General features: G+C 66.6%; 14 protein-coding genes. 6 read left to right on the top strand and 8 right to left on the bottom strand.

Annotation, left to right across the window (positions count from 1 at the left end; genetic code table 11):
* Positions 1-16: 16 nt before the first annotated feature.
* On the bottom strand, positions 17-322 hold the full coding sequence (locus BM175_RS23020; protein ID WP_244545882.1) for a hypothetical protein: 306 nt from the start codon (positions 320-322) through the stop codon (positions 17-19).
* On the opposite strand from BM175_RS23020, the gene BM175_RS04135 reads away from it, so the two are divergent.
* Positions 246-692 (top strand): ABC-type transport auxiliary lipoprotein family protein, encoded by a 447-nt coding sequence (locus BM175_RS04135; protein WP_244545874.1) that lies wholly within the window; start codon positions 246-248, stop codon positions 690-692. The genes BM175_RS23020 and BM175_RS04135 overlap by 77 nt on opposite strands.
* An 826-nt stretch (positions 693-1518) precedes the next feature.
* Here BM175_RS04135 and BM175_RS04130 read toward each other — a convergent pair.
* A complete protein-coding gene (locus tag BM175_RS04130) occupies positions 1519-8529 on the bottom strand; it encodes an apolipoprotein A-IV repeat region-like domain-containing protein (RefSeq protein WP_090959693.1) in 7011 nt (2336 codons plus the stop codon).
* Positions 8530-9031: 502 nt separating this feature from the next.
* On the opposite strand from BM175_RS04130, the gene BM175_RS04125 reads away from it, so the two are divergent.
* Positions 9032-9352: a 2Fe-2S iron-sulfur cluster-binding protein gene (locus tag BM175_RS04125; protein WP_090959690.1), complete on the top strand. Its 321-nt coding sequence runs from the start codon at positions 9032-9034 to the stop codon at positions 9350-9352.
* 17 nt (positions 9353-9369) lie between these two features.
* On the opposite strand, the gene BM175_RS04120 is transcribed toward BM175_RS04125, so the two are convergent.
* Positions 9370-9930 carry a DUF922 domain-containing protein gene (locus BM175_RS04120; protein ID WP_175526750.1) on the bottom strand — a complete coding sequence of 187 codons (561 nt, stop codon included), beginning with the start codon at positions 9928-9930 and terminating at the stop codon, positions 9370-9372.
* 155 nt (positions 9931-10085) lie between these two features.
* Here BM175_RS04120 and folP point away from each other — a divergent pair, with 155 nt between their 5' ends.
* Positions 10086-10946 carry a dihydropteroate synthase gene (folP, locus tag BM175_RS04115; RefSeq protein WP_090959683.1) on the top strand — a complete coding sequence of 287 codons (861 nt, stop codon included), beginning with the start codon at positions 10086-10088 and terminating at the stop codon, positions 10944-10946.
* Positions 10943-11446, top strand: coding sequence for a 2-amino-4-hydroxy-6-hydroxymethyldihydropteridine diphosphokinase (gene folK, locus BM175_RS04110; protein ID WP_090959680.1), 504 nt, complete (start codon positions 10943-10945; stop codon positions 11444-11446). Before folP ends, folK begins: the two co-directional genes overlap by 4 nt.
* Before the next feature lie 3 nt (positions 11447-11449).
* Here the strand turns inward: folK and BM175_RS04105 are convergent, their stop codons facing one another.
* The 4 genes from BM175_RS04105 to BM175_RS04090 form a co-directional block, all read right to left on the bottom strand.
* A complete protein-coding gene (locus BM175_RS04105) occupies positions 11450-11983 on the bottom strand; it encodes a hypothetical protein (RefSeq protein ID WP_090959678.1) in 534 nt (177 codons plus the stop codon).
* A gap of 92 nt (positions 11984-12075) precedes the next feature.
* Entirely contained in the window at positions 12076-13119 is a 1044-nt protein-coding gene (locus tag BM175_RS04100; RefSeq protein ID WP_090959675.1) for a YcjF family protein, read from the bottom strand.
* Positions 13116-14573, bottom strand: a complete 1458-nt coding sequence (locus BM175_RS04095; RefSeq protein ID WP_090959672.1) for a YcjX family GTP-binding protein — start codon at positions 14571-14573, stop codon at positions 13116-13118. The genes BM175_RS04100 and BM175_RS04095 overlap by 4 nt, the downstream gene beginning before the upstream one ends.
* An 80-nt stretch (positions 14574-14653) precedes the next feature.
* On the bottom strand, positions 14654-15145 hold the full coding sequence (locus tag BM175_RS04090; RefSeq protein WP_175526749.1) for a SixA phosphatase family protein: 492 nt from the start codon (positions 15143-15145) through the stop codon (positions 14654-14656).
* 281 nt (positions 15146-15426) lie between these two features.
* Here BM175_RS04090 and dksA point away from each other — a divergent pair, with 281 nt between their 5' ends.
* Complete coding sequence (gene dksA / locus BM175_RS04085) at positions 15427-15843, top strand: RNA polymerase-binding protein DksA (protein ID WP_090959666.1); 417 nt, start codon at positions 15427-15429, stop codon at positions 15841-15843.
* Positions 15844-15917: 74 nt separating this feature from the next.
* On the opposite strand, the gene BM175_RS04080 is transcribed toward dksA, so the two are convergent.
* Positions 15918-17654, bottom strand: coding sequence for a flagellar biosynthetic protein FliO (locus BM175_RS04080; protein ID WP_090959663.1), 1737 nt, complete (start codon positions 17652-17654; stop codon positions 15918-15920).
* A 281-nt stretch (positions 17655-17935) separates the two neighbouring features.
* Here BM175_RS04080 and cckA point away from each other — a divergent pair, with 281 nt between their 5' ends.
* Positions 17936-20452, top strand: coding sequence for a cell cycle histidine kinase CckA (cckA, locus tag BM175_RS04075; RefSeq protein WP_090960196.1), 2517 nt, complete (start codon positions 17936-17938; stop codon positions 20450-20452).
* The last annotated feature ends 3 nt before the right edge of the window (positions 20453-20455 follow it).

Below are 20455 nucleotides of genomic sequence, written 5' to 3'. Positions count from 1 at the left end.
GCGCGAAGCGCTGCCGTCAGGCACTTCGCCACTTTGAAACCCGCGGGAAGCGCGCCAGCTTCGGCTTTCCGTCAGTAAATGCGTCGAGGATCGAAATGGCACGAAACGCTGCGGCAAGATGGTCCGGCCTCATGGTGGCAGCGCTCGCGCTCTCGTCTTGCGCGTCCTTGAAGACCCCGCCCGCCACTTTCGAACTCTCGCCTCCCGGCCCGGCCTCGGTCGGGTCCGCTTCGACGCGGTCGCAAATCCTCCTGCCGGAGCCCACCGCAACCCAGACGTTGGACAGCCAGCGGATCGTCGTGAAGCCGACACCGCAGACCATCGAGAACCTCGCCGACAGTCAGTGGAGCGACCGCCTTCCGCGTCTCGTTCAGCTGCGCCTACTGCAGGCCTTCCAGAACACGGGCCGCATCGGCGCAGCCGGCGTGCCGGGACAGGGCCTCGCGATCGATTATCAGGTCGTCACCGAGCTTCGGCGTTTCGAGATCGCTTTCGAGCCCGGGGCCACGGCCGTCGTCGAGATTTCCGTGAAAGCCTTGAACGACCGAACGGGCGTCGTTCGGGGCACTCGTATCTTCCGCGCCGACGTGCCGGTCGCAAACGGCCAGCCCTCGGGCTACGTGTCCGCGCTGGATCAGGCTTTCGGCTCCGTGGCGGACGAGATCGTGGCATGGATGATCCGGCTCGTCTGAGCACGCTCTCCCAGCGAATTCATCAGCTTTGAACAGCCCGCTTCGGCGGGCTTTTCTTTGGCCTTCGCTCGCGCACACTCTGTCCGCGAAGGCTCATGCTATAGCCGAACCTGCCGACGGCTGTTTTGAAGGTTTGGTAAGAATTCGTCGGCCAGTTTAAACTGCGGACGTTCGCCGAACGCTCGCCTTTGCCTCGCACGTGGATGAAGATCGGGAGGCAGCGCTGACCACTAGCGTCTCGCAAACAAAACCGACCACACTCTGGAATGAGCCTGCGTTGTATCGGCGCTCGTTCGACCGGGTCGGATAGCCCGAGGGTCTGATGACGGATTTTCTCAAGGCATAACGAGGATGCGATGTCGTCGCATCGTGCGCGACGAGTGTGGACCCTGCAGAGCGAAAGCGCTCGTCCGCGCGACGGGAGTGGGAGGAGCAGGGCGGCCAGTCAAGGCATTCGGACATGTTCCTAGTCTTTCGTGTCCGGTCGGCACCGGCGCCAACGTGCGGTGGAATTAGCCTCCTGACCGTAGCGGTGTCATGTTCCATAGAAGGCAGGACTGCGAATGCCTTTCTACGGATATGGACACCGCAATCGTGGTCGAAGTGGCTGCTGATTTCGAACGATTGCTCTCCACGCTCCGCTTGAAGTCTCAGTCCAGACGACCGGAACGGAGAAGCCCCGTCAGCGCTCTCTCGCGTCCTGTGGCACGGACCGCGTGCAGTCGATGACGTCAGGGCGGGTTGCATGGGGCGCTTGGCATCACAAGAAAGGGCGGCACCCTTAGCTGCCGCCCTTTCTCAGTTCGAAGGTTTCTCTAGCATCCGGTCAGTCAAAGCGGCCCGAAGCGTGCGCCAGCATCGTGTAGACCTTGCCCGTATCGGACGTCAGGTAGGACTTGCTGCGTGTGTTGTCCGGGTCGCGTCGCGAGGCGTCCTGAAGCAGCGACTCGAAGTCCGCGATGTAGCGGTCGACCGCATGACGGAAATCCGCGTCGCGCTGGTACTTGCGACGGATTTCGTCGAACGTCTGCTGCCCCTTCATCGTGTAGAGACGACGAGTGAAGACGTTGCGCTCGCCGTTGCGGTAGCGGTCCCACAGTTCGACCGACACGTTGTGATCGATCGCACGGGCGATATCTACCGACAGCGAGTTCAAGGAGTCGACCACGTGCGCCTGGCTGCGCTCGGTGCGCGCCGCTTCTGAGGGAGCGGCCGGAGCCGATGCAGGCTCCACACCCTCGTCCTCATCCTGGGAGGCGCGACGCAGGAGATCGGACACCCAGCCGCCATCACTTTCACCAGCCGCCGGACGGGCTGCAGGCGTGGCGATCGGAGCGGGGACCTGCGCTGGTGCAGCCGGGCGAAGCGGCGAGAACTCGCCCGTCCGTCCCGTCTGGACCGGGTTTGCCGAAGGCTGCTGCGTCAGCATGCGCGAGGCGTCGGCATTGCCACGCACGTCATAGGCCAGGTTGCCGCTGACGGCCGGCGGTGCCACGCGACGCTCGCTCTCGCTGCTCGAGCCGGCCGAGCGAGAACCGCGGTCGTCGGTCGAGGGCTTGCGCACGTCCATCGCACGGCCGGAGGTCGAAACGATGTCACTGAGTTCGCGCAGGGCGCGGATCTGGTCCGACACCGCCCGGCGCATCGCCCGGGTGCTCTCGCGAGTCTCCTCCGGCAGCTCGAAGACGCCGCGGCGGATTTCCGTACGCGCCGTTTCCAGCTCGCGACGCATGTCGCCAGCTGCGCGGCGCATTTCCGATGTCGCACCCGCGAACTTCTCGGACGCCTCCTCGATCACCGAGCGCATCGCCTCGCGGATCTGCTCGGCGGCAGCCTGCGAACGGCGTTCGGTCTCCTCCAGCTGCTGCTCGGCGTCGCCGAGGCTCGACCCAAGTTCGCCATTGACCGTCGCAGCCACGGCGCGGGCGCGCTCCTCGGCCTGCGTGAAGAGACGATCCACGACGCCCTCGAACGCGTTCAGCGTCTCGGAGATGGTGCGCGAGCGGTCGGCCAACGTTCCGGCCAGCAGCGTCAGGCCCTCGTGACGCTCTTCGAGCGTCGACTGAAGGTTGGTCTGCGTCTCGTCGAGCAGACGTGCTGCGTCGGAGAGAAGGCGCCCGTGCTCGGCGAACTTCTCGGTCATACCGCCGATCTGCATAAAGGCGGACGACGTGACACCGTCCATCCGGGCGATCGATTGCTCCAGGCGGTCGGACGAGGACGTGATCTCGTCCTCGACACGCAGCGCCTCGGTCCGGAAGCGATCGCGGGTATCGATGAGCGAGGTCTCCACGCGGCCGATCGAGCCGCTGGCGTCCTCCAGCATCGTGCGAAGCGTCTCGTTGCTGTTGTCGAGCCGATCGAGAAGCTGCGTGACCTCCTGGCCGAGCTGACCCTGAATACCGGACACACGGGTTGCGGCCTCTTCCGAACGCTGGTCGAGCGCGGCAATCAGCTCGGACGACGAACGGCTGAGGCGCTGAACGCGCTCCTCCGTCCGCTGCACGAAATCGGCAACCACGGCCGCATTCTCGGCGCGCAGCCGCTCCGCCACCTGGTCGGATGTGCCTTCCAGGGCGGCAATCGCCGCGGTTCCCGTCTGAGACAGCGCATCGACGATGGGCTGGGTGCGTGTCTCGATCAGGGTGGCAAGCTCGGCGTTGCGATCGGTCAGGATTTGCGACAGGGCGCGGGTGCGCTCCGCCATCCGTTCCGCCACACGATCCGAGCTCTGCGTCAGCTCGCGCTCGGACGACGAGACGCGATCGGCGATCTCCGCGCCGAATCCCGTCGTCACCTCGGCGATCTGATCGCGGGCGCGCTCGGCCTCCAGACGGAGGGCGGTTGCCGCCGCAGACAGGCCGAGCACGACCTGCGAGCCTTCGGCGCTCAGCGCCGTACGCGCCTGCTCGGCCTCGCGAAGGATCTCGCCCGAGACGTTGGCCGTCTCGTCGCGGATGTTGGCGGCAACCGACAGGATGTCGTTACGGATCGTCTCCGACGTGCCGTCGATCTCGGCCCGCAGGTCCATGATCGAACGCGACAGGCTTTCGTTGAGCCCACCGGACGTGTTGGAGAGGAGGGTGGCGAGGCGATCCCACAAGGTCGCCAGTTCTCCGACGAAGCCGTCGGCCCGCTCTCCCAGCATCGTGACGCTGCGACCCGTCTCGTCCCGGATGAGCGTCGAGGCGCCGCGAACGCGTTCGGCGAAGCTTTCGGCATCCGAAAGGAACCGTTGCCGGGCGCTTTCGGCCTGCTCGGTCATCGAGAGGACCACGGCGTCGATTTCGCCCACGACGCGCGCGGCATCGGCGGCGAAACGCTCACGAACGTCGCCGGAGCTCGCCTCGAAGCGGTCGGTCGCACCGGTGAGTTCGGCGACCAGCTGACCCGCCGTCTCGCCGATCCGCTCGCGGACGCGATCGGTCTCGCCGCGCATGGCCTCGACCACCCGCGCGACCTCGCCGGTGATGCGACCCGCATCGTCCAGCAGGTTACGGCGCGACTGCTCGCCGGCTTCCCGCAGATGGGCGCTCGCATCGGTGAACTCGGCGCCGATCGCAGCGGTCTGCTCGGCAACCTCTCGGCGCAGCACGTCCGACTGCTCGCGAACCTGAACGGCCGCTGCAGCAACTTCCTCGCGGATCTGCGCGGCGTCGGTCGCGAACTGCTGGCGCGTCCGATCGCCGATGAGGCGGAGACGGTCCGATGCTTCCGAGATATCGCCGGAGAGGGACTGCGCCTGGTCCTGAACGATCTGGCGCGCCGACTCGGCGTCCTGCCGCAGGCGGTCGGCCATCGCCTCCAGCCCACCTGCGAACTCGTTGGCGACCTCCGAAAGTCGCTCACGCGCCGCCTCGGCTTCGCTGCGCATGGCGAGCGAGGCTCCGCCGATCTGCGTGGTGAAAGCGTCGCCTTCGAGGGCGAGCGCCTCGCGCAGTTCCTCGGCGTCGGCACGCATGCGCCCGGCGACGTCGCTGACCTGACGGCCGAGTTGCTGAGCCTCTGCGGCGAAGCGCTCTTGCGCCTCCTGGCCAATGCGGCGGATCGAGTCGGCGGAAAGCACAATGCCCTCGGCGATCTGCGCGCTCTGGCCGGTCAGCTCCTCGCGAGCCGTCTGGCTGGTCTCCTGAACCGATTGGACGACGGCGCGGATGCGCTCCTCGAACCGGCCGGCCTCGGCGACGAACTCGGCCTGTGCCTCGGCAGAGGACGACCGGAAGGTCGAGCCGAGCTCGCCGATGATGATGGCGATCTTCTGGGTCTCGGTTTCCAGACCGGCGCGGGCACGGTCGGCCTCCTCGCCCATTTTGGCGGACGCGGCGACGATGGACTCTCGCAGGGTGTCGGCGATCATTGCCGTGCGACCCGAGAGTGTGCGTTCGACATTGCCGAGGCCGCGCTCGAGGCTGGCATTGATGGCGTTCGTCCGCTCGTCGACCGCGGCCGCGAGGCTGACGGTGCCTGCGGCGAGTGCGGCGACGATCTCTTCGCGCTTGGTCTCCAGCGCGGTGGTGACGTTGCCCGCGCTCTGCTCAAGAACGCGGCGCACGTCGTCCGCCCGGTCGCCGAGCGTGGCGGCCAGAGATCCCGCAACGTCCTCGATGGCGGACGTGAGGTTGTCGCGACGCTCGTCCATCGCGGTGGCGAGGAAGCCGTCGGATTCCACGAGCGCCTGACGCAGGGCCGTGATGCGGGTCTCCAACGTGGAGAGGATAGCCGCGTTGCCGCTGTCGAGCGTGGCGGCGATACGGGTGGTCCGCTCATCGAGGTCGGAAATCAGCGAGCTCTCCGAGGCGTCGACCATCTGGCGCATGGAGACGACGCGATCGTCGAGGCCATCGAGAATGGCGCCGCGCGCGTTCTCGACCGCTTCGCGGAGCGTCGCGCCACGACCGTCGAGACCCTGAATCAGGAGCGACAGGGCGTTCTCGACAGCCGAGAGCACCGTGCCGGCATTCTGGTCGATATCGCGGGCGAAGCGGTCAGTGCGCTCGTCCAGGCTTTCGGTGAGACCGGCATGCGAGGTGTCGACCGCATCCGAAAGCTCGCGGACCCGGACGGCGAGATCGTTGACGACGCGCTCGACGGACTGCTCGAAGCTCGCCTCGATGCCGGCCGTGCGCGTTTCCAGATTGGCGAGGAATTCCTGCCGGCGGTCGTCGCCCATCATCAACGCCGCTTCCAGGCGCCCGATGACGTCGTCGCCGACCCGCGAGGTATAAAGGTCGAGCGAGGTCGACAGCCGCTCGCCGCTGTCGCGCATGAAGGCCTCGCTGGCGGTGATGCGGTCCGCAAGCCCGGTGGTCAAGGCCTCGTTCCGCTCGTCGAAGTCGGTGACGAAGCGCTCCGTGCGATCGGCAAGCATGCGGTCGAGGGAAGCCAGACGCGTCTCGAATTCGTTCGACAGGAGCTGGGTGCGCTGGTCGAGCGCCACTTCGATCGCCGATCCGCGCTCGGCAAGAAGCGCGTTCATGCGGTCGAGGCGGGTCTGGAAGCGATCGTCCGCCTGCGAGTCGGCCGCGACGAGAGCAGCTTCAAGCCGTCCGGCCCGCTCTTCCACGCCGGAGACCAGGCGGCCTTCGGCGCCGCCGATGATCGCCTCCATACGGGCGACGTTGCTCTCGATGGAGTGCGTGAGGGCGGTCCCGCGCTCTTCGAACTGGGCGATCAGCGCCTGCTGCGCGAAAGCGAGCGACGTGTCGATGTCGGCCGCGCGATCGCTGAGAACGGCCCCGAGCGAGCCGATCTGCGCGTCGAAGGTCGAGCGCAAATGATCGGAATGCTGGTTGAAGCTGGCGTCGATGCCCTGACGAGCGCTGTCTGCGGCAGCGGTAAGATTCTCCCGGCCACTGTCGATCGCCTGACGGATTTCGTCGGCGCGCTCGGCCACGGTCCGCGCGAAGCTACCGGAGGATTCGGAAAGGGTGACGGCGAGGCGGTCTGCCGTGCGGTCGATCGCAAGGGCCTGACCCTCGATCGTCTGCACGAGCTGCGCACCCTTGCCAGAAAGAGCCGCTTCCAGCTGAGCGAGACGTTCGTCGAAGCGGCTGAGAACATTGTCGTTGCGCGAGCCGAGGAGGGTGGTCGCGTTCTGGATCCGGCTGTCGAAGGCCTCGTCGAGACGCGCCAGAAGACGCTCGGTCTCGGTCGTCAGGTTGGCGAGCCGTTGGTCCAGGCTACCGGCCAGCGAAGCGATCAGCGCTTCGTTCTCGCCGATCAGACGCGAGGAACGCTCGTCGAGCGTTTCGGCGAGGCGTCGGTCGAAGGTCTCCGAGCCGGTTGCAAGATTCTCGGTACGCTCCGCCAACTGGCGCAGCACGGTATCGTTCGACTGGCGAAGGCGCTCACCCGCTTCCTCGCCGATCGAGGAGACGCGTTGCACCAGTTCGTCGGATCGCGCCTGCAGTTCCTCGGCCTGCGCTCGCAGCGACCGGGCGAGTTCCTCGCCGGTCTGAGCCAGCCGACGCGTCGTCTCCTCTGCGGTTTCGCCGATCCGCAGGATCACCGTCGTGCTGCTGCCGGTCAGTTCGCTTTCGATCTCGCGGCTGCGCGTATCGAACATCGCCGTCAGCGCCTGGCTGCGTTCCTCATAGGCCTGCGACAGGGCGGCACCGCGCTCGTCGAGGAGCGAATGGAACCGCTGCGTCGCGTCCTCGACCTGGCGGATGATCCGGGTGGAGGCCGTGTCGACGTCGCCGATCAGGCGATCGTGCGAACCGACCACCGACGAGCGAAGGTTCTCGGCATGCGTCAGCATCGCCTCGCGCTCCGACGACAGGTCGGTCACCAGCGAGCGGATCTTCACCTCGTTGTCGGCGTAGGCCCGTTCGAGCGAAGACACTTCGTTGTGGACGATGCCCTCCAGCTCGCCCATGCGCGAAAGCGCGCGCTCGACGCCTTCGCCGAGAGCGGCCACTTCACGACGAATGGCATTGCCGACGCTCGCCACCTTTTCGGAAGCAATGCTTTCAGGTTCCGCCAGCCGAAGAGCGACCTCGGCAAGCGAGCGGCTCATGAGGCGCAGATCCTGCGAACGCCGCACCATCACGGCGAATGCCATGATGAGAAGGGCAGGCAGGACCACGGCAGAAGCCGCCAAGGCCAGCGTGACGGCCTCGGGGGCGGACGACGTGCCGGAATTGATGAAAGCGGCGGCGGCCGCACCAGCCAGGAGAACCCAAGCGGCGGCGACGACGCCGCCGATGACCACCGTGCGGCGCGATGAACGGCGGGTCAGCAGCGCATCGGCGCGCACGGCGGCGGATCGCTGCTCGTCATTGGCGACAGCGGCCTTGAAGTCGCGGGTGCGCGACGCACGAACGGGCTCGGGGGCGACGCTCGGCTCCGGGCGCCGAGCCGCAGGTTCCGCACGAGGAGGGGGAGCATCCTGACGCGCTGTGCTGGCTGTTCCTGCCGCGATCGCGGCCGCCACCGGCGGCACGGCGCTTCCGAGGCGATCGGCCGCCGCAGGCGGGTCGACGCGGTCGAGATCGCCAAGCGACGCGATCAGTTCCTCTTCGGCGATCTGGAAGTCCGGCTCGGGCGGAACCTCCCCGTCGGCCTTCAGCGGATCGGTTTGCGCAACTGGCTCGGCGATCGATTCCTCACGGAGGGCGCTCGTCGCTTCCTCCACGGAGCGATCGAATTCATTGAGGGCGAACTCGATGTTGATCTCGGACGGGGCGAGCGTATCGCTCTCGACATGGCCTTCGGCCGTCCCGCTCACCTGAGGCTGATCGGGATCGGCACCCAGGAAATCCGTGTCCTGAAGCGCCGCCTCCAGCTCGGTGACTGCTTCGTCCGATAGCTGTTCAGCCGTCTTGATCTTCGACATGACCCGCCGCCCCGTACTCGTTTACTCGCGGGGTGGCCGCCGACGCGCCGCCCTGTCGCGCGCCCCGAACCATCCCGCCATCGGAAGGCCGCCACCAGAACACGGATGGCGGGCCTTTTACATTCGACCAAATTAGAGGCGCGGAGGGCGGAAGGAAACCCGCAATTCCGGGCTTTGATACAAGTTTAAACATTTGGTTAACGCCGATTTCGAAATGCAGCTTTCGGCGGTATCGATCCCTTGACTGCGATCCGAGGGCGCTGCGCTTGCCGCGGGCTTGCGTTGACGTCGCGTCCAGCGAGGTTTCCGGCTTCGAATCGTCAGTTGGTCTGCTTTCGTCGCACCAACCCGCGGCGTCCGCTTGTCGCGTTGCGTCGATCGTCGAAGCCGGTCACCATACGTCGGCTTGTGCGGACATGGTTGTTGATAACCGAACGCTTCGACGCCTTGCGGTCGTCCGGGCGACCATTGACGGCCGCCCGCAGTCGTTCTACCCGCGGGCATGACCGCGATCAGCTTCATCACGCCCGACGGAACCCGCTACGATATCGATGCTGCCGACGGGGCGAGCGTCATGCAGGCGGCGATCCGAAACGATGTGCCCGGCATCGATGCCGATTGTGGCGGAGCCTGCGCCTGCGCGACCTGCCATGTCTATGTCGACGAGGCTCGCCTCGTGGAGATTCCGCCAATGGAAGCGATGGAGGAAGACATGCTGGACTTCGCACTCGACGTACGCCCGAACTCGCGCCTGTCCTGCCAGATCCGGGTCAAGCCGGACCTCGACGGACTGACGCTGACGGTTCCTGCACGTCAGGCGTAAGCCGAAGCCCTGCCTTTTCAAGGCGCCGCGCGTTTCGTGGCCGCCGCGAGCTTCGCATTGAGACGGGAGTCCACGACGCGCGTCTCCGCACGATCAAACCCGTTCTGTTCCTTGGCATGGGCCATCTGCATCTGCTGCGAGAGATGCGCGGCCTTCACCTCCAGACGGGCACAACTCGGCTCGGGGGGCAGGGCCAAGAGTTCCCGGTTCATCAGGTCGAGCCAGTTCTTGGCGATCGTGGAGTGTTTCGCCTCGTGTTCCGCGATGTCCCGCTGCAGCACCTTCCACATCGTCCGCGTCCTCGCGTCGGCGCCACGCGGTGCGTTCCAGCGCGGGAGGGTGGTCACGAGATCGAGGCGGAGGTTGGTGCGGGCAATGCGGCAGCCGGTCTTCTGAATGTCGAACTGCAGGTCGCGGGTGAAGGTGACCTTCGTGGCCCCCGCGTGACGCTCGCCGCCGCCCAGAAGCGGACCGTTTGTTCCGAGCGCCCTGTCCAGCTCGGCAAACGTCGCTCCGCGCACCATGAAATACGTGGTGCGCTCGGTGATCTCGGCGGCATGGGCCGAGCCGGTGAACATGCATCCGGCCGCAAGGCTGGAGATCAGAAGTCGCCGCATCGTCGCTGGCCTCGACCCTTGAAACACCTGACCCCTACGCTACGCGGGTTCGAAAGAGATACAAGGGACGATTGCGGAAATATTGCGGTCGTCAGTAACGGGCTTGGGAAATACGGATGAGATCGGGCGAACCCGTGACACTGGAGCGCATCTGGCGAACGGCCCACGGCCGGACGATCCGTCTCGGGCGGCGATCGACCATCATGGGCATCCTCAACGTCACCCCGGACAGCTTTTCCGACGGCGGTCGCTTCGACGGCAGCACCGAGCGGGCGGTCGAGGCCGCGCTCGCAATGATCGCAGAGGGCGCCGACATCATCGACATCGGCGGCGAGTCAACCCGGCCGGGCGCCGCACCCGTCGAGGCGGCGGAAGAGCAGGACCGGGTCCTGCCGGTCATTCGCGCGCTACGGGCTCACAGCGACGTGGCGATCTCCATCGATACCTACCGCGCCGAGACCGCGGCCCTTGCGGTCAAGGCCGGCGCATCGATCGTCAACGACGTCTGGGGCGCGCAACGCGAGCCGGAGATCGCGCAAGTCGCGGCCCGAACCGGGGCAGGCCTATGCCTGATGCACACGGGGCGAGAGCGCGAGAAACTGCCTGACGTCATCGAGGATCAGCGGTCGTTTCTCCGGCGCTCCGTCGGGATCTCGCGCGACGCGGGCGTCAGCGAGGACCAGATCGTCCTCGATCCCGGGTTCGGTTTCGCGAAGGATGCGAGGGAGAACTTCGAACTGATGATGCGGCTGGGCGAACTTGCCCCCCTCGGCTACCCGATCCTCGCCGGCACCTCGCGCAAGCGCTTCGTGCGGAGCGTTCTCGACCGGGACAGCGGGGACGTCGACGTGGCCACGGCCGCGACGAGCGTTCTGATGCGGGAGCGGGGCGTCTCGATCTTCCGGGTCCATGCCGTCGGCCCGACACGAGACGCGCTGGCGCTGGTCGACGCCGCGCTTCGGGAGCGAGGGCAATGATCACCGCCTATCTCGGGCTTGGCGGGAATATCGGGGACCCCGTCCACTCAATGGCGCTGGCGCTGCGTGCCCTCGACCGCGATCTCTGCACGAGCGTGGTCGCCGTATCGTCGGTCTATGAAACTCCGCCTTGGGGGCCGATCGTGCAGCCCACATTCCTGAATGCCTGCGCGAGTGTCGAAACCAGCCTCTCGGCGGATGGCCTGCTGTCGCTCTGCCTGGCTGTAGAAACCGAGCTTCATCGCGATCGCAGCGTGCGCTGGGGTCCGCGGACGGTCGACCTCGATATCCTGGACTTCGGTGGTGTCAGCATGCGGAGCGAGACACTGACGCTGCCGCATCCACGCATGGGTGAGCGAGCCTTCGTACTTGTCCCGCTCGTCGAGATCGCGCCACAGTTAATTCTGGATGGCGTGACGATCGTCGAGCGGCTGAAGACGCTCGATACGACGGGTATCGAACGTCGGCCGACGGAGCCGGACTGGTGGCGGACCGCCTGACGCTCAGTCCGCCAACGCGGCGCGCTTCACGCTCTCGTCGCGCTTCAGCGTCATGCCGATGACGGGAACGAGCTCGCCCGCGACCTGCACCGAGATCGTGATCATCAGCTTGTTCTTGTCCTCGAGCCGGGCGACCATAGCGCCCTTCAACTGCTTGCGGTCGAGACCCACGACGACCTTGTTTCCCGACACGTCGCCCGAAACGATGTCGAGGCCCTTGCCGCCCGAGCCATCGAGGAACGTGCCCTTGTAGGACGAGCCGCCTTTGGTGAAGGTCGCGTTCATCGGCTGAGAGAACATGCCGACGCGGCAGGCCCCGTCGAGCGACATGCCGACGGCCTTTTCGGGCTGGAGACCCGACAGGTCGCACACGAACTTCGTGCCCTTGTACTTGCCGGCGACGATTTCGCCCGGGCCCGACCAGCGCCCGAAAACCGAGTTGAAGAAGGCTTCGTCGACATCGGCCGCGCGCGCCGGCATCGCGCCTGCAAGAGCGATCGAGAGAAGCGACAATCCGGCGATGACGGGACGGAACATGGGGAGCCTTCGGAGCGGCAAGGACATGGGCCTATCTATCGCCGGGAACGGTTAACCGAACCTTTCGCGAGCGACAAGCCGCAGCACTCGGGTCACGGCTTCTCGCCGCCCATAGGCTTGAGTTCATTGAGGAAGTCGCCGATCCTCGGGCGTTGGACGCTGAGGAAGGGAAGGGGTCGGCAGAGGTCCATGGCGGCGATGCCGATCCGGGCGGTCAGAAGGCCGTTGACGAGGCCCTCGCCGAGCTTCGCGGACAGTCGCGCCGCCAGCCCATGGCCTACGACCTGCCCCACGATCCCGTCGCCGACCGCGATCGACCCGGTGACAGCCAGATGCGCCAGAACGTCGCGCACCAGCCGAACGAGCCCGATAGCGCCCGGTCGGGCGCCGTAGAGCGACGATACCGAGCGGATCAGGCGCACAGTTTCGAAGAGGACGAAGGCGAGGTCCATGAAGGCGCGCGGACTGACCGCCGTCACAACGGACACCCGTTTGGACGAAGCGAGCACAAGCGCACGCGCGCGGGCATCCAGCGGCAGGAGGAGTTCGCGTTCGGCGAGCGTGATCAGGTTCCGACCGTCGATGACGTCGTCGCGCGAGGCATGGAGGCGCTCGCGACCTGCGGCCGTCTCCGGTCTCGCCGACACGAGCTTTGTCAGCTTGGCGACGACGGCCTGGGCGTCCTTTGCGGAGTCGGTTTCGAAGGCCCGGCGCCCCTCGCTGCGCTCACGCTCCACGTCGTTGAGCCGCATGATGCCGAGGGCTTCGCGACCGACGACACCGAGCAACCCCACCAGCAGCAGCACGGCAAGACCGAGAGCCGTCCAGCCGAGCCAGTCCGAGCGCTGGAAGAGATCGCGCACGAAGCTATCGATCGCCAGCCCGAAGGCCAGCGATGCAAGCGCACCGAGCGCGCCCATGGCGAGCTTGCCGAACGAGAACGTGCGGCGGCGGCGGGTCGCCGGTTCCGCGTCCAGCCGCGCGGCGGCTTCAGCCTCGAGCGCTTCGTCGGGTTCGATCTGCACGCGGGCGAGGTCGGAAATGCTGCGAGGCGCTCGCGCCGTTGCGATAGGGGGCTGCGGCAGCGGTGGATCGACCGGGAAAGCCGATGGGCGGCGGGACGGTGTGTCGCTCATGCCAGACGGTCTCCCATCAGGAACTGAAGGGCGCGGTCGAGGCGGATCTGCGGCAGGGAGAGCGTCGCCCCTTCGGCGGTGCGCTCCAGCCTCGGCGGACGAAAGCGGACGAAGGTCAGGGGATCGAGCGCACCGATGCCGTCCTCCCGCGCGCGCAGGATGCGCGAGGGGTCCTCCGGCAGATCGCCCGGGAAGACCGCCGTTTCGGTTCGGCCGTCGAAGCGTTGCCCGGCGATCTCTTCGTCTTCGATCGGGGTGCCAACGATGACCGGCAGCGTCTCGCCTTTGTCCGAAACCGTGGCCTCGTGGGTCGCGCGCACCGCAGCCATCGCGGCGACATCGGTCTGGGCGCCCGATAGTTTCGCACGCTCGACTGCCCCGTCCACCAGCCGCCTGACGATGTTTTCGAGGCGCTGGTGGCTGGTGCGGTGCAGGTGGTCGGCCTTGGTTGCGGCCACAAGAATACGATCGATCCGCGGTGTGAGCAGCGATCCGAGCCAGGACGCGCGGCCCGGCCGGAAGCAGGCGAGGATGTCGCTGAGGGCGGTCTCCAGATCCTGAACCGCTTCCGGTCCCGCGTTGATCGCCTGCAGCGCGTCGATCAGGATGATCTGGCGGTCGAGGCGCGCGAAGTGGTCGCGAAAGAATGGTCGGACGACGACGGTCTTGTAGGCCTCGTACCGACGCGCGTGGATCGCCCCGTAGCTGCCCTTCGGATAGACGCGCCCCGGTTCGACCGGCAAAGGCGCGAACGTGAGGGCGGGCGATCCCTCGAGATCGCCCGGCATCAGGAAGCGTCCCGGCGGCAGGGTCGAAAGGGCCGTGCGATCCTGCCGACAGGCCCTCAGGTAGTCAGCGAAGGTCGAACTGAGCCGCTGGCTCGTGGTCTCGTCGGCGACCGCTTCGAGGTCGATCGTTGCCAGCACGTCGAGAAACGGTTGTGCCATCCTCTCCCGCGACGGCAGGCGCGCTCGCTCCAGCGATTCCGCGGAAAAGGTGGCGAAGTCCTTCTCGAGAAGTGGAAGGTCGAGCAGCCATTCGCCGGGATAATCGACGATGTCGATCGACAGCTTTCCCGGTGACAGGAAGCGCATCCAGCCTGAGGCGGACTCGTATTCGACCGTCAGGCGCAGTTGCGAGATCGCTCGTGTCGATTGCGGCCAGACCCGGTCCTCCAGAATAGCGCGCAGGTGCTCTTCGTACTGGAAGCGCGGCACGGCATCGTCCGGTTGCTCCTCGAGATAGGCACGCGAGATGCGCCCGGAGCTCTGGGCTTCGAACACCGGCAGGCGACCGCCATGCAGGAGATTGTGGACCAGAGCCGTAATGAAGACCGTCTTCCCGGCGCGTGAAAGCCCGGCGACGCCAAGCCGCAGCGTGGGATGGAACAGCCCGGCTCCCCGATCCGCGATGTTTTCGAAGACAATACGCGCTTCGTCGGCAATGGAGGGCATGGTCAACCGATCGGGTTCGGGATCTGCGAACAGGAGACGCTGATATAGTCGGCGCTCGCCACCCTCGACAGGTCGGATCGCTAAGGCTTGAGCAACACGCGCAGACGTCCGCGCTGGCTGGTCCCGGCGTTCAGATCGATCGTGAGCCAGTTCGAGGTGCCGACACCGGACCGAAGCAGTCGCTGCGAAGTCTCGTCGCCCTCGCAAAGGTGAAGCGCGAGATCCTCGATCGTCGGATTGTGCCCCACGAGCAGCAGTTCGCCGGGTCCCGCGAACGCGTCGATCTCGCCGACATATGCAGCGCGGCCGAGCGCATAGAGCTCGTCGCTGAAGCGGACCGGCACGTCCTGCGGCAGCGCCCTTCGAAAAAGGTCCAGCGTCTGCCGCGCACGCACCGCTGTGGAACAGACCACCATTCCAACACGCGATCCGATCGCATGCGCCTCTTCCGCCATGCGTACGGCATCGGCGCGACCCCGGTCGTCGAGAACGCGCTGGTGGTCCCGTTGTCCGGGGACCGCCCATGAGGAGTGAGCGTGGCGCAGAATGTGGACCGTGCGTTCAGACGTCATGTTCCCTCGATAGGACAAGCCGGAGCGAAGGTCGAGAATCGCTAGGTGGCACATGAGACCGTCTGCAACCGCTGCGCGTAGCTCCATCACGGAAGCCCGCTTGGCGCCGGGCTGGTCCGGGGCTGATGCCGAGCACGGCGATCGACTTGTCGCGTCACAAATTCGCTGCGATTTTCGCAGTTTAGCCTTCGAGGAAGCAAAGGCTGCAGGGCGTGTTGGCAACTTGTCCGGTTCTCGAACGGTCGCTATAAGCCCGCGCAAGGTGCAGATGGAGGATCCGCATGAGTGAAACCCTTCCGTTGGGAACCGGCTTGCCGGAAGACGGGCCCTTCATGAACGACCGCCAGAAGGAGTACTTCCGCAAGAAGCTTCTGGGCTGGAAGGCGGATATCCTTCGCGAGTCGCGCGAGACGCTGGAAGCCTTGGCGAGCGAGAACGCGAACCTCGCGGACGCTGCAGACCGCGCTTCGTCGGAAACCGACCGAGCGATCGAATTGCGCGCCCGCGATCGCCAGCGCAAGCTGATCGCTAAGATCGACGCCGCGATCGAGCGCATCGACGACGGAACCTACGGCTACTGCGAAGAGACCGGCGAGCCGATCAGCCTTCGTCGCCTGGACGCCCGCCCGATCGCCACATTGTCGCTGGAGGCGCAGGAACGGCACGAGCGGCGCGAGAAGGTCTATCGCGACGAGTAAGTGCGACGCGCTTACGATCCTGATCCCCCAAAAAAGGGCCGCTTCTGCGGCCCTTTTTCGCGCTTGCCTTTGGCTTATCGGCGTTCCGAGACGTCGATCGTGAAGTCGTGGAGCAGGCGCTCCATCTCCTCTTCCAACGTCAGCGGCCGTTCCGCGCGCTCGTCAGCCGAAGACGGCATCTCGTCGTCTGCCGACGAAGGAGTGACTGCAATGGGAGCCGCCGCAACCGGGGCTGCCGCATAGACGGGCGGCGCAGCGGGCTGCGGCGGCGTCGGCGTCCGCTGAGGCTGCACCGGGGGGGACGACGGTTCGGCAGCCTGCGGCGTTCGCCGATCCTGGATCGTGGACGCGAAGCTTCGAACCGACAGCGGTGCGGGCGTGGCTGTCTCGGGCTCTGCCGTCGGCCCGGCAAACCCGACCTCCGCGTCCGCATTGGCGTCGGCACGAGGCGCGACCGGCGCGGAAGGCCAACGCACCGGGATGCGCTCCGGCAGCGGCGGTACCGGAGCTTCATTACGGGTCTCGATGGCATCGTTGCGCGACGTCTCGCCGTCCCGATTGCCAGCCGTTTGATGAGGCCCCGAACTCGCCGGGGTCGTGGACCAGAACGACCGCGCCGGAGCGACTTCGGGTTCGTTGCGAACCGGTGGTACGACCGGCGTTGCGCGCGACGGCTGGGGCAGGGTGGGCGTCGCCATCGATCGGGGGGGCGTCGCGGGAGGCTGCAGTGCGGCTTGCGGCTGCGGCGGCAAGACCGGCGGACGCGGGGCGCTCGCGCCGGAAGGAGAAGCAGGCGCAGTCGTCGAAGGGGCGATCGGCGGGACGATCGCGGCAGGCTGGACCGGCGGTCGCGGCATGGGAGCCGGCGGGATCGGCGATTGACGCGGCGGCTCGTAGGTCGGGCTGGCCGGGATCGGACGTTCCACCAACGGTTGCGCGGGCTCGGCCCTGCGCTCCAGCGGCTCGACGAATGTCGTGATCGGGACGCTCGGTGATGGCGGAGCGGTGAACGGCGGCTGGGACGGCATATCGGTTGCGCGACGCGTAGGCGTCGTCGGCTCGAGCGGTAGATCGTGCTTGGGGGGGCGCGTGGCGGGAAGCTGCTCGTTGGCGCGTACCGGCGGCGCGACCGGCGGCACGATCGCTTGGGGAGGCGGAGCGACCGGAGCGGCGGGCTTTGCCGGAGCCATTGCCGGCTCAACGAGCGGTTCCGATTCGGGCAATGCCACTGGTGTGGGCGTCGGCTCAGCAGCGCGCGGTTCCATCGGGCGCTGCCGCTCGGAAGCGGGGACCGGATTGCGAACAGCGGGCTGCACACGCTGCTCGGGCGGAGCCGTTACGGGCGTTTCCGCAACGGGCGCTAGAGCGGGATGCTCTCCGGGATCCTGTCCGTCGTTCGGAGTGGGCTGAACCGTCGGCCGCGGGGAGCGCCGATGCGGCAACGGCGGCTGCGGAGGAGCAACGCGCTGCTCGGGCTCGGCGAAACCGGGCTCCTGGCGGACGCGTCGCTGCTGGCCGCGGACGATCCCCGGCTCGACCACGAGATCGTTCTGCCCGCCGATCAGGATGAGATGCTCGACGTCGTCACGCCGCACCAGCACGAGCTTGCGCTTGGGATCCACCGGCGCCATGTCGAGAACAGCCAGCCGTGGTGCGCGCGAGCGCCCTCCAATGCCGCCGCTGCCTGCAAACACGCGCTTTGCCAGCCCGATCAGCACGAGCGCCAGGAGCACCACCAGCGCGGCCGCCAGAATCACCGTCATGATCGGGGCCAGGCTTTCGCCAACGATGCTCGCGAGCCACTCACGCATTTACCATATCCTCCTAGGCCTTCGTATGCGATGAAACCCCATGGTTACACCGGACGACGCCTTGCCTGCCATGTAGAGTTCCGCCGGCCGGGCTCCAGCGCCGGGTCAGCTTCGGAACATAGTGCCGTGCCATCATGTCGAGAGATTGCGACTGGCGCAAATTCGACAGATTCTCGTGCCCGTGCCGTCCCGCATTAATCTGTTCGGCTTTGCCTCGGAAGGGTCGATCGATCGCATATGGAACATCTGCTGTGGACCAGACGCCCGCTTCCGCCACGCATATGAGCGATAAGCCGCTGATCGACGGACGGACCGATCCGAGCGGTGTCCGCCGTCTTCTGTTCCTCGCAGGCTTCGTGTTCGTCTTCGCAGCCACACTGGCGCTGCTCGGCCACTCCTATGGCGCGCTCGCGCTCCTCGTGATGTTCGGCATCCTCGCCATGTGCGGTATTGCCGCCGTGTTCGGCCTTGCACTTGGCTTCCTGCACGTCGGGCCCCGCGTCGCCGATGCCGACATCGCGCGCGATGCCCTGAACTCGCTGCCGGTCGGCATGCTCGTCACCGATCGCAAGGGCCGCATCGTCTATGCCAACAGCGCCTATGGCGAGGCGACCGGTGCCGCGGGCGCTTCGTCCGTGCGTAGCTTGGAGCGTCTGCTCTCGCGCGAGGCGGAGGCTTCGGAGGCGATCTACCGGCTGGCAAACCTCGCGCGCGAGAACAAGTCCGGGCAGGAGGAATTTCGGCTGACCCGACGCCTCGGCAGCGCCGGGCCGTCGTCGCCGCACTGGTATCGCGCTTCGGTCGGCCCGTTCGGCGACGCGGCGGCCGGTTTGCAGCTGTGGCAGATCGCCGACATCACGCCGGAGCGCGAAGAGCAGGAGTCGTTCTTCAAGAACCTGCAGCACGCGATCGACTACCTCGATCACGCGCCGGCGGGTTTCTTCGCAGCCGACGAGCAGGGCCGGATCGCCTACATCAATGCAACGCTCGCCGACTGGCTGTCGCTGGACCTCGCAACCTTCAAACCCTATTCGCGCTCGATCCAGGATTATCTCGGCGAGGGTGCGGCCGGCTTCCTCCGGCGGGCGGGCGACCAGCGGACGCCCGGAAGCGTCGAAAGCTTCGATCTCGACCTCGTGACGTCCGCCGGCCAGCGACTGCCGGTCCGCCTCCTGCGCAATGCGACCCGGACCGCCGACGGCGCGCCGGGTCTCACCCGCACGCTCGTCCTCGACCGCGCCCCGCGGGGCGACGACGAGAACGCGCTGCGCGCTGCCGAAATCCGCTTCACCCGTTTCTTCAACTCGTCGCCCATGGCGATTGCGGCGATGGATGCGAACGGGCGCGTCACCCGCGCGAACGCCGCGTTCGCCAACCTTTTCGGCGACGAGGCCGCCATGGCGCGCGGCGCCGTCTCGGAATGCCTGCGTGAGGAGAACCGCGAAGCGCTGCGCCAGGCCGTGTCGGCGGCGATGCGCGGGCAGGCGGGCATTCCGTCGCTAGACGTCGACCTTATGAGCGAGCCGACCCGCTCGGCCCGCCTCTATCTCAGCGCCAATGCCGACGTCAGCGACGGGTCGGGCGAGGTGGCGATCCTCTACGGCGTCGACATCACGCAGCAGCGCACGCTGGAGGACCAGTTCGCCAAGTCGCAGCGGATGCAGGCGATCGGCAATCTCGCCGGCGGCATCGCGCACGACTTCAACAACGTCCTGACCATCATCACCGCGTCGGTCGATTTCCTGCTTCTCAACCACAGGACCGGCGATCCCTCGTTCCAGGACCTCCTGCTGATCAAGCAGAGCGCCAACCGCGCCGCCTCGCTGGTTCGCCAGCTCCTGGCCTACTCCCGTCGCCAGACCATGCGTCCCAAGATGCTGAATCTGACAGACGTGATCGCCGACATGCACCTTCTCCTGAAGCGCATTTCCGGTGATCTGGTGAAGCTGGAGCGGCAGCACGCGCGCGATCTCTGGCCTGTCATGGCGGATATCGGCCAGTTCGAGCAGGTCGTCACCAACCTCGTGCAGAACGCGCGCGACGCCATGTCGACGAACGGTCGCGTCATCATCTCGACGCGCAACGTTCCGGCCGAAGAGGCTGCGCAGTTCGGCTACAGCGAACTCGGCGAGGGCGACTACGTGCTGATGGAAGTGTCGGACACCGGATCGGGCATGCCCGCCGACGTCGCCGAGCGCATCTTCGAGCCGTTCTTCACGACGAAGGAGATCGGAAAGGGGACGGGCCTCGGCCTGTCGATGGTCTACGGCATCGTCAAGCAGTCCGGCGGATCGATCTTCGTCGAGACGAAGCCCGGCGAAGGTACGACCTTCCGCATCTTCCTGCCGCGGCACATTCCGGCTGAGGTCCCTGCCGCCAAGGGTGAGTTGCCGTCTCCTGCGGCCTCCAACGCCAAGCAGGACCTGTCCGGCACCGCCTCGATCCTCCTGGTCGAGGACGAGGACAATGTGCGCGCCGGCAATGTTCGTGCCCTCAAGATGCGCGGCTACGAGGTTCACGAAGCGTCGAGCGGTCTCGAGGCGCTCGACGTGATGGAGGAGATCGGCGGAAAGGTCGACCTTGTGGTGTCCGACGTCGTCATGCCGGAAATGGATGGCCCGACCCTTCTGCGCGAGATGCGCAAGCAGCGGCCGGACCTGAAGTTCATCTTCGTCTCGGGTTATGCCGAGGACGCATTCGCCAAAAACCTGCCCGAAGGGGAGAAGTTCGGCTTCCTGCCGAAACCCTTCTCTCTCCGTGAGTTGGCCGTGGCGGTGAAGGAAGCGCTGGAAGAATAGGCG

This window comes from Aureimonas phyllosphaerae, from assembly GCF_900113065.1.
GTDB classification, from domain to species: domain Bacteria; phylum Pseudomonadota; class Alphaproteobacteria; order Rhizobiales; family Rhizobiaceae; genus Aureimonas; species Aureimonas phyllosphaerae.
Note: the sequence above shows the minus strand (reverse complement) of the source record. Positions and strands in the feature narration are given on the sequence as shown.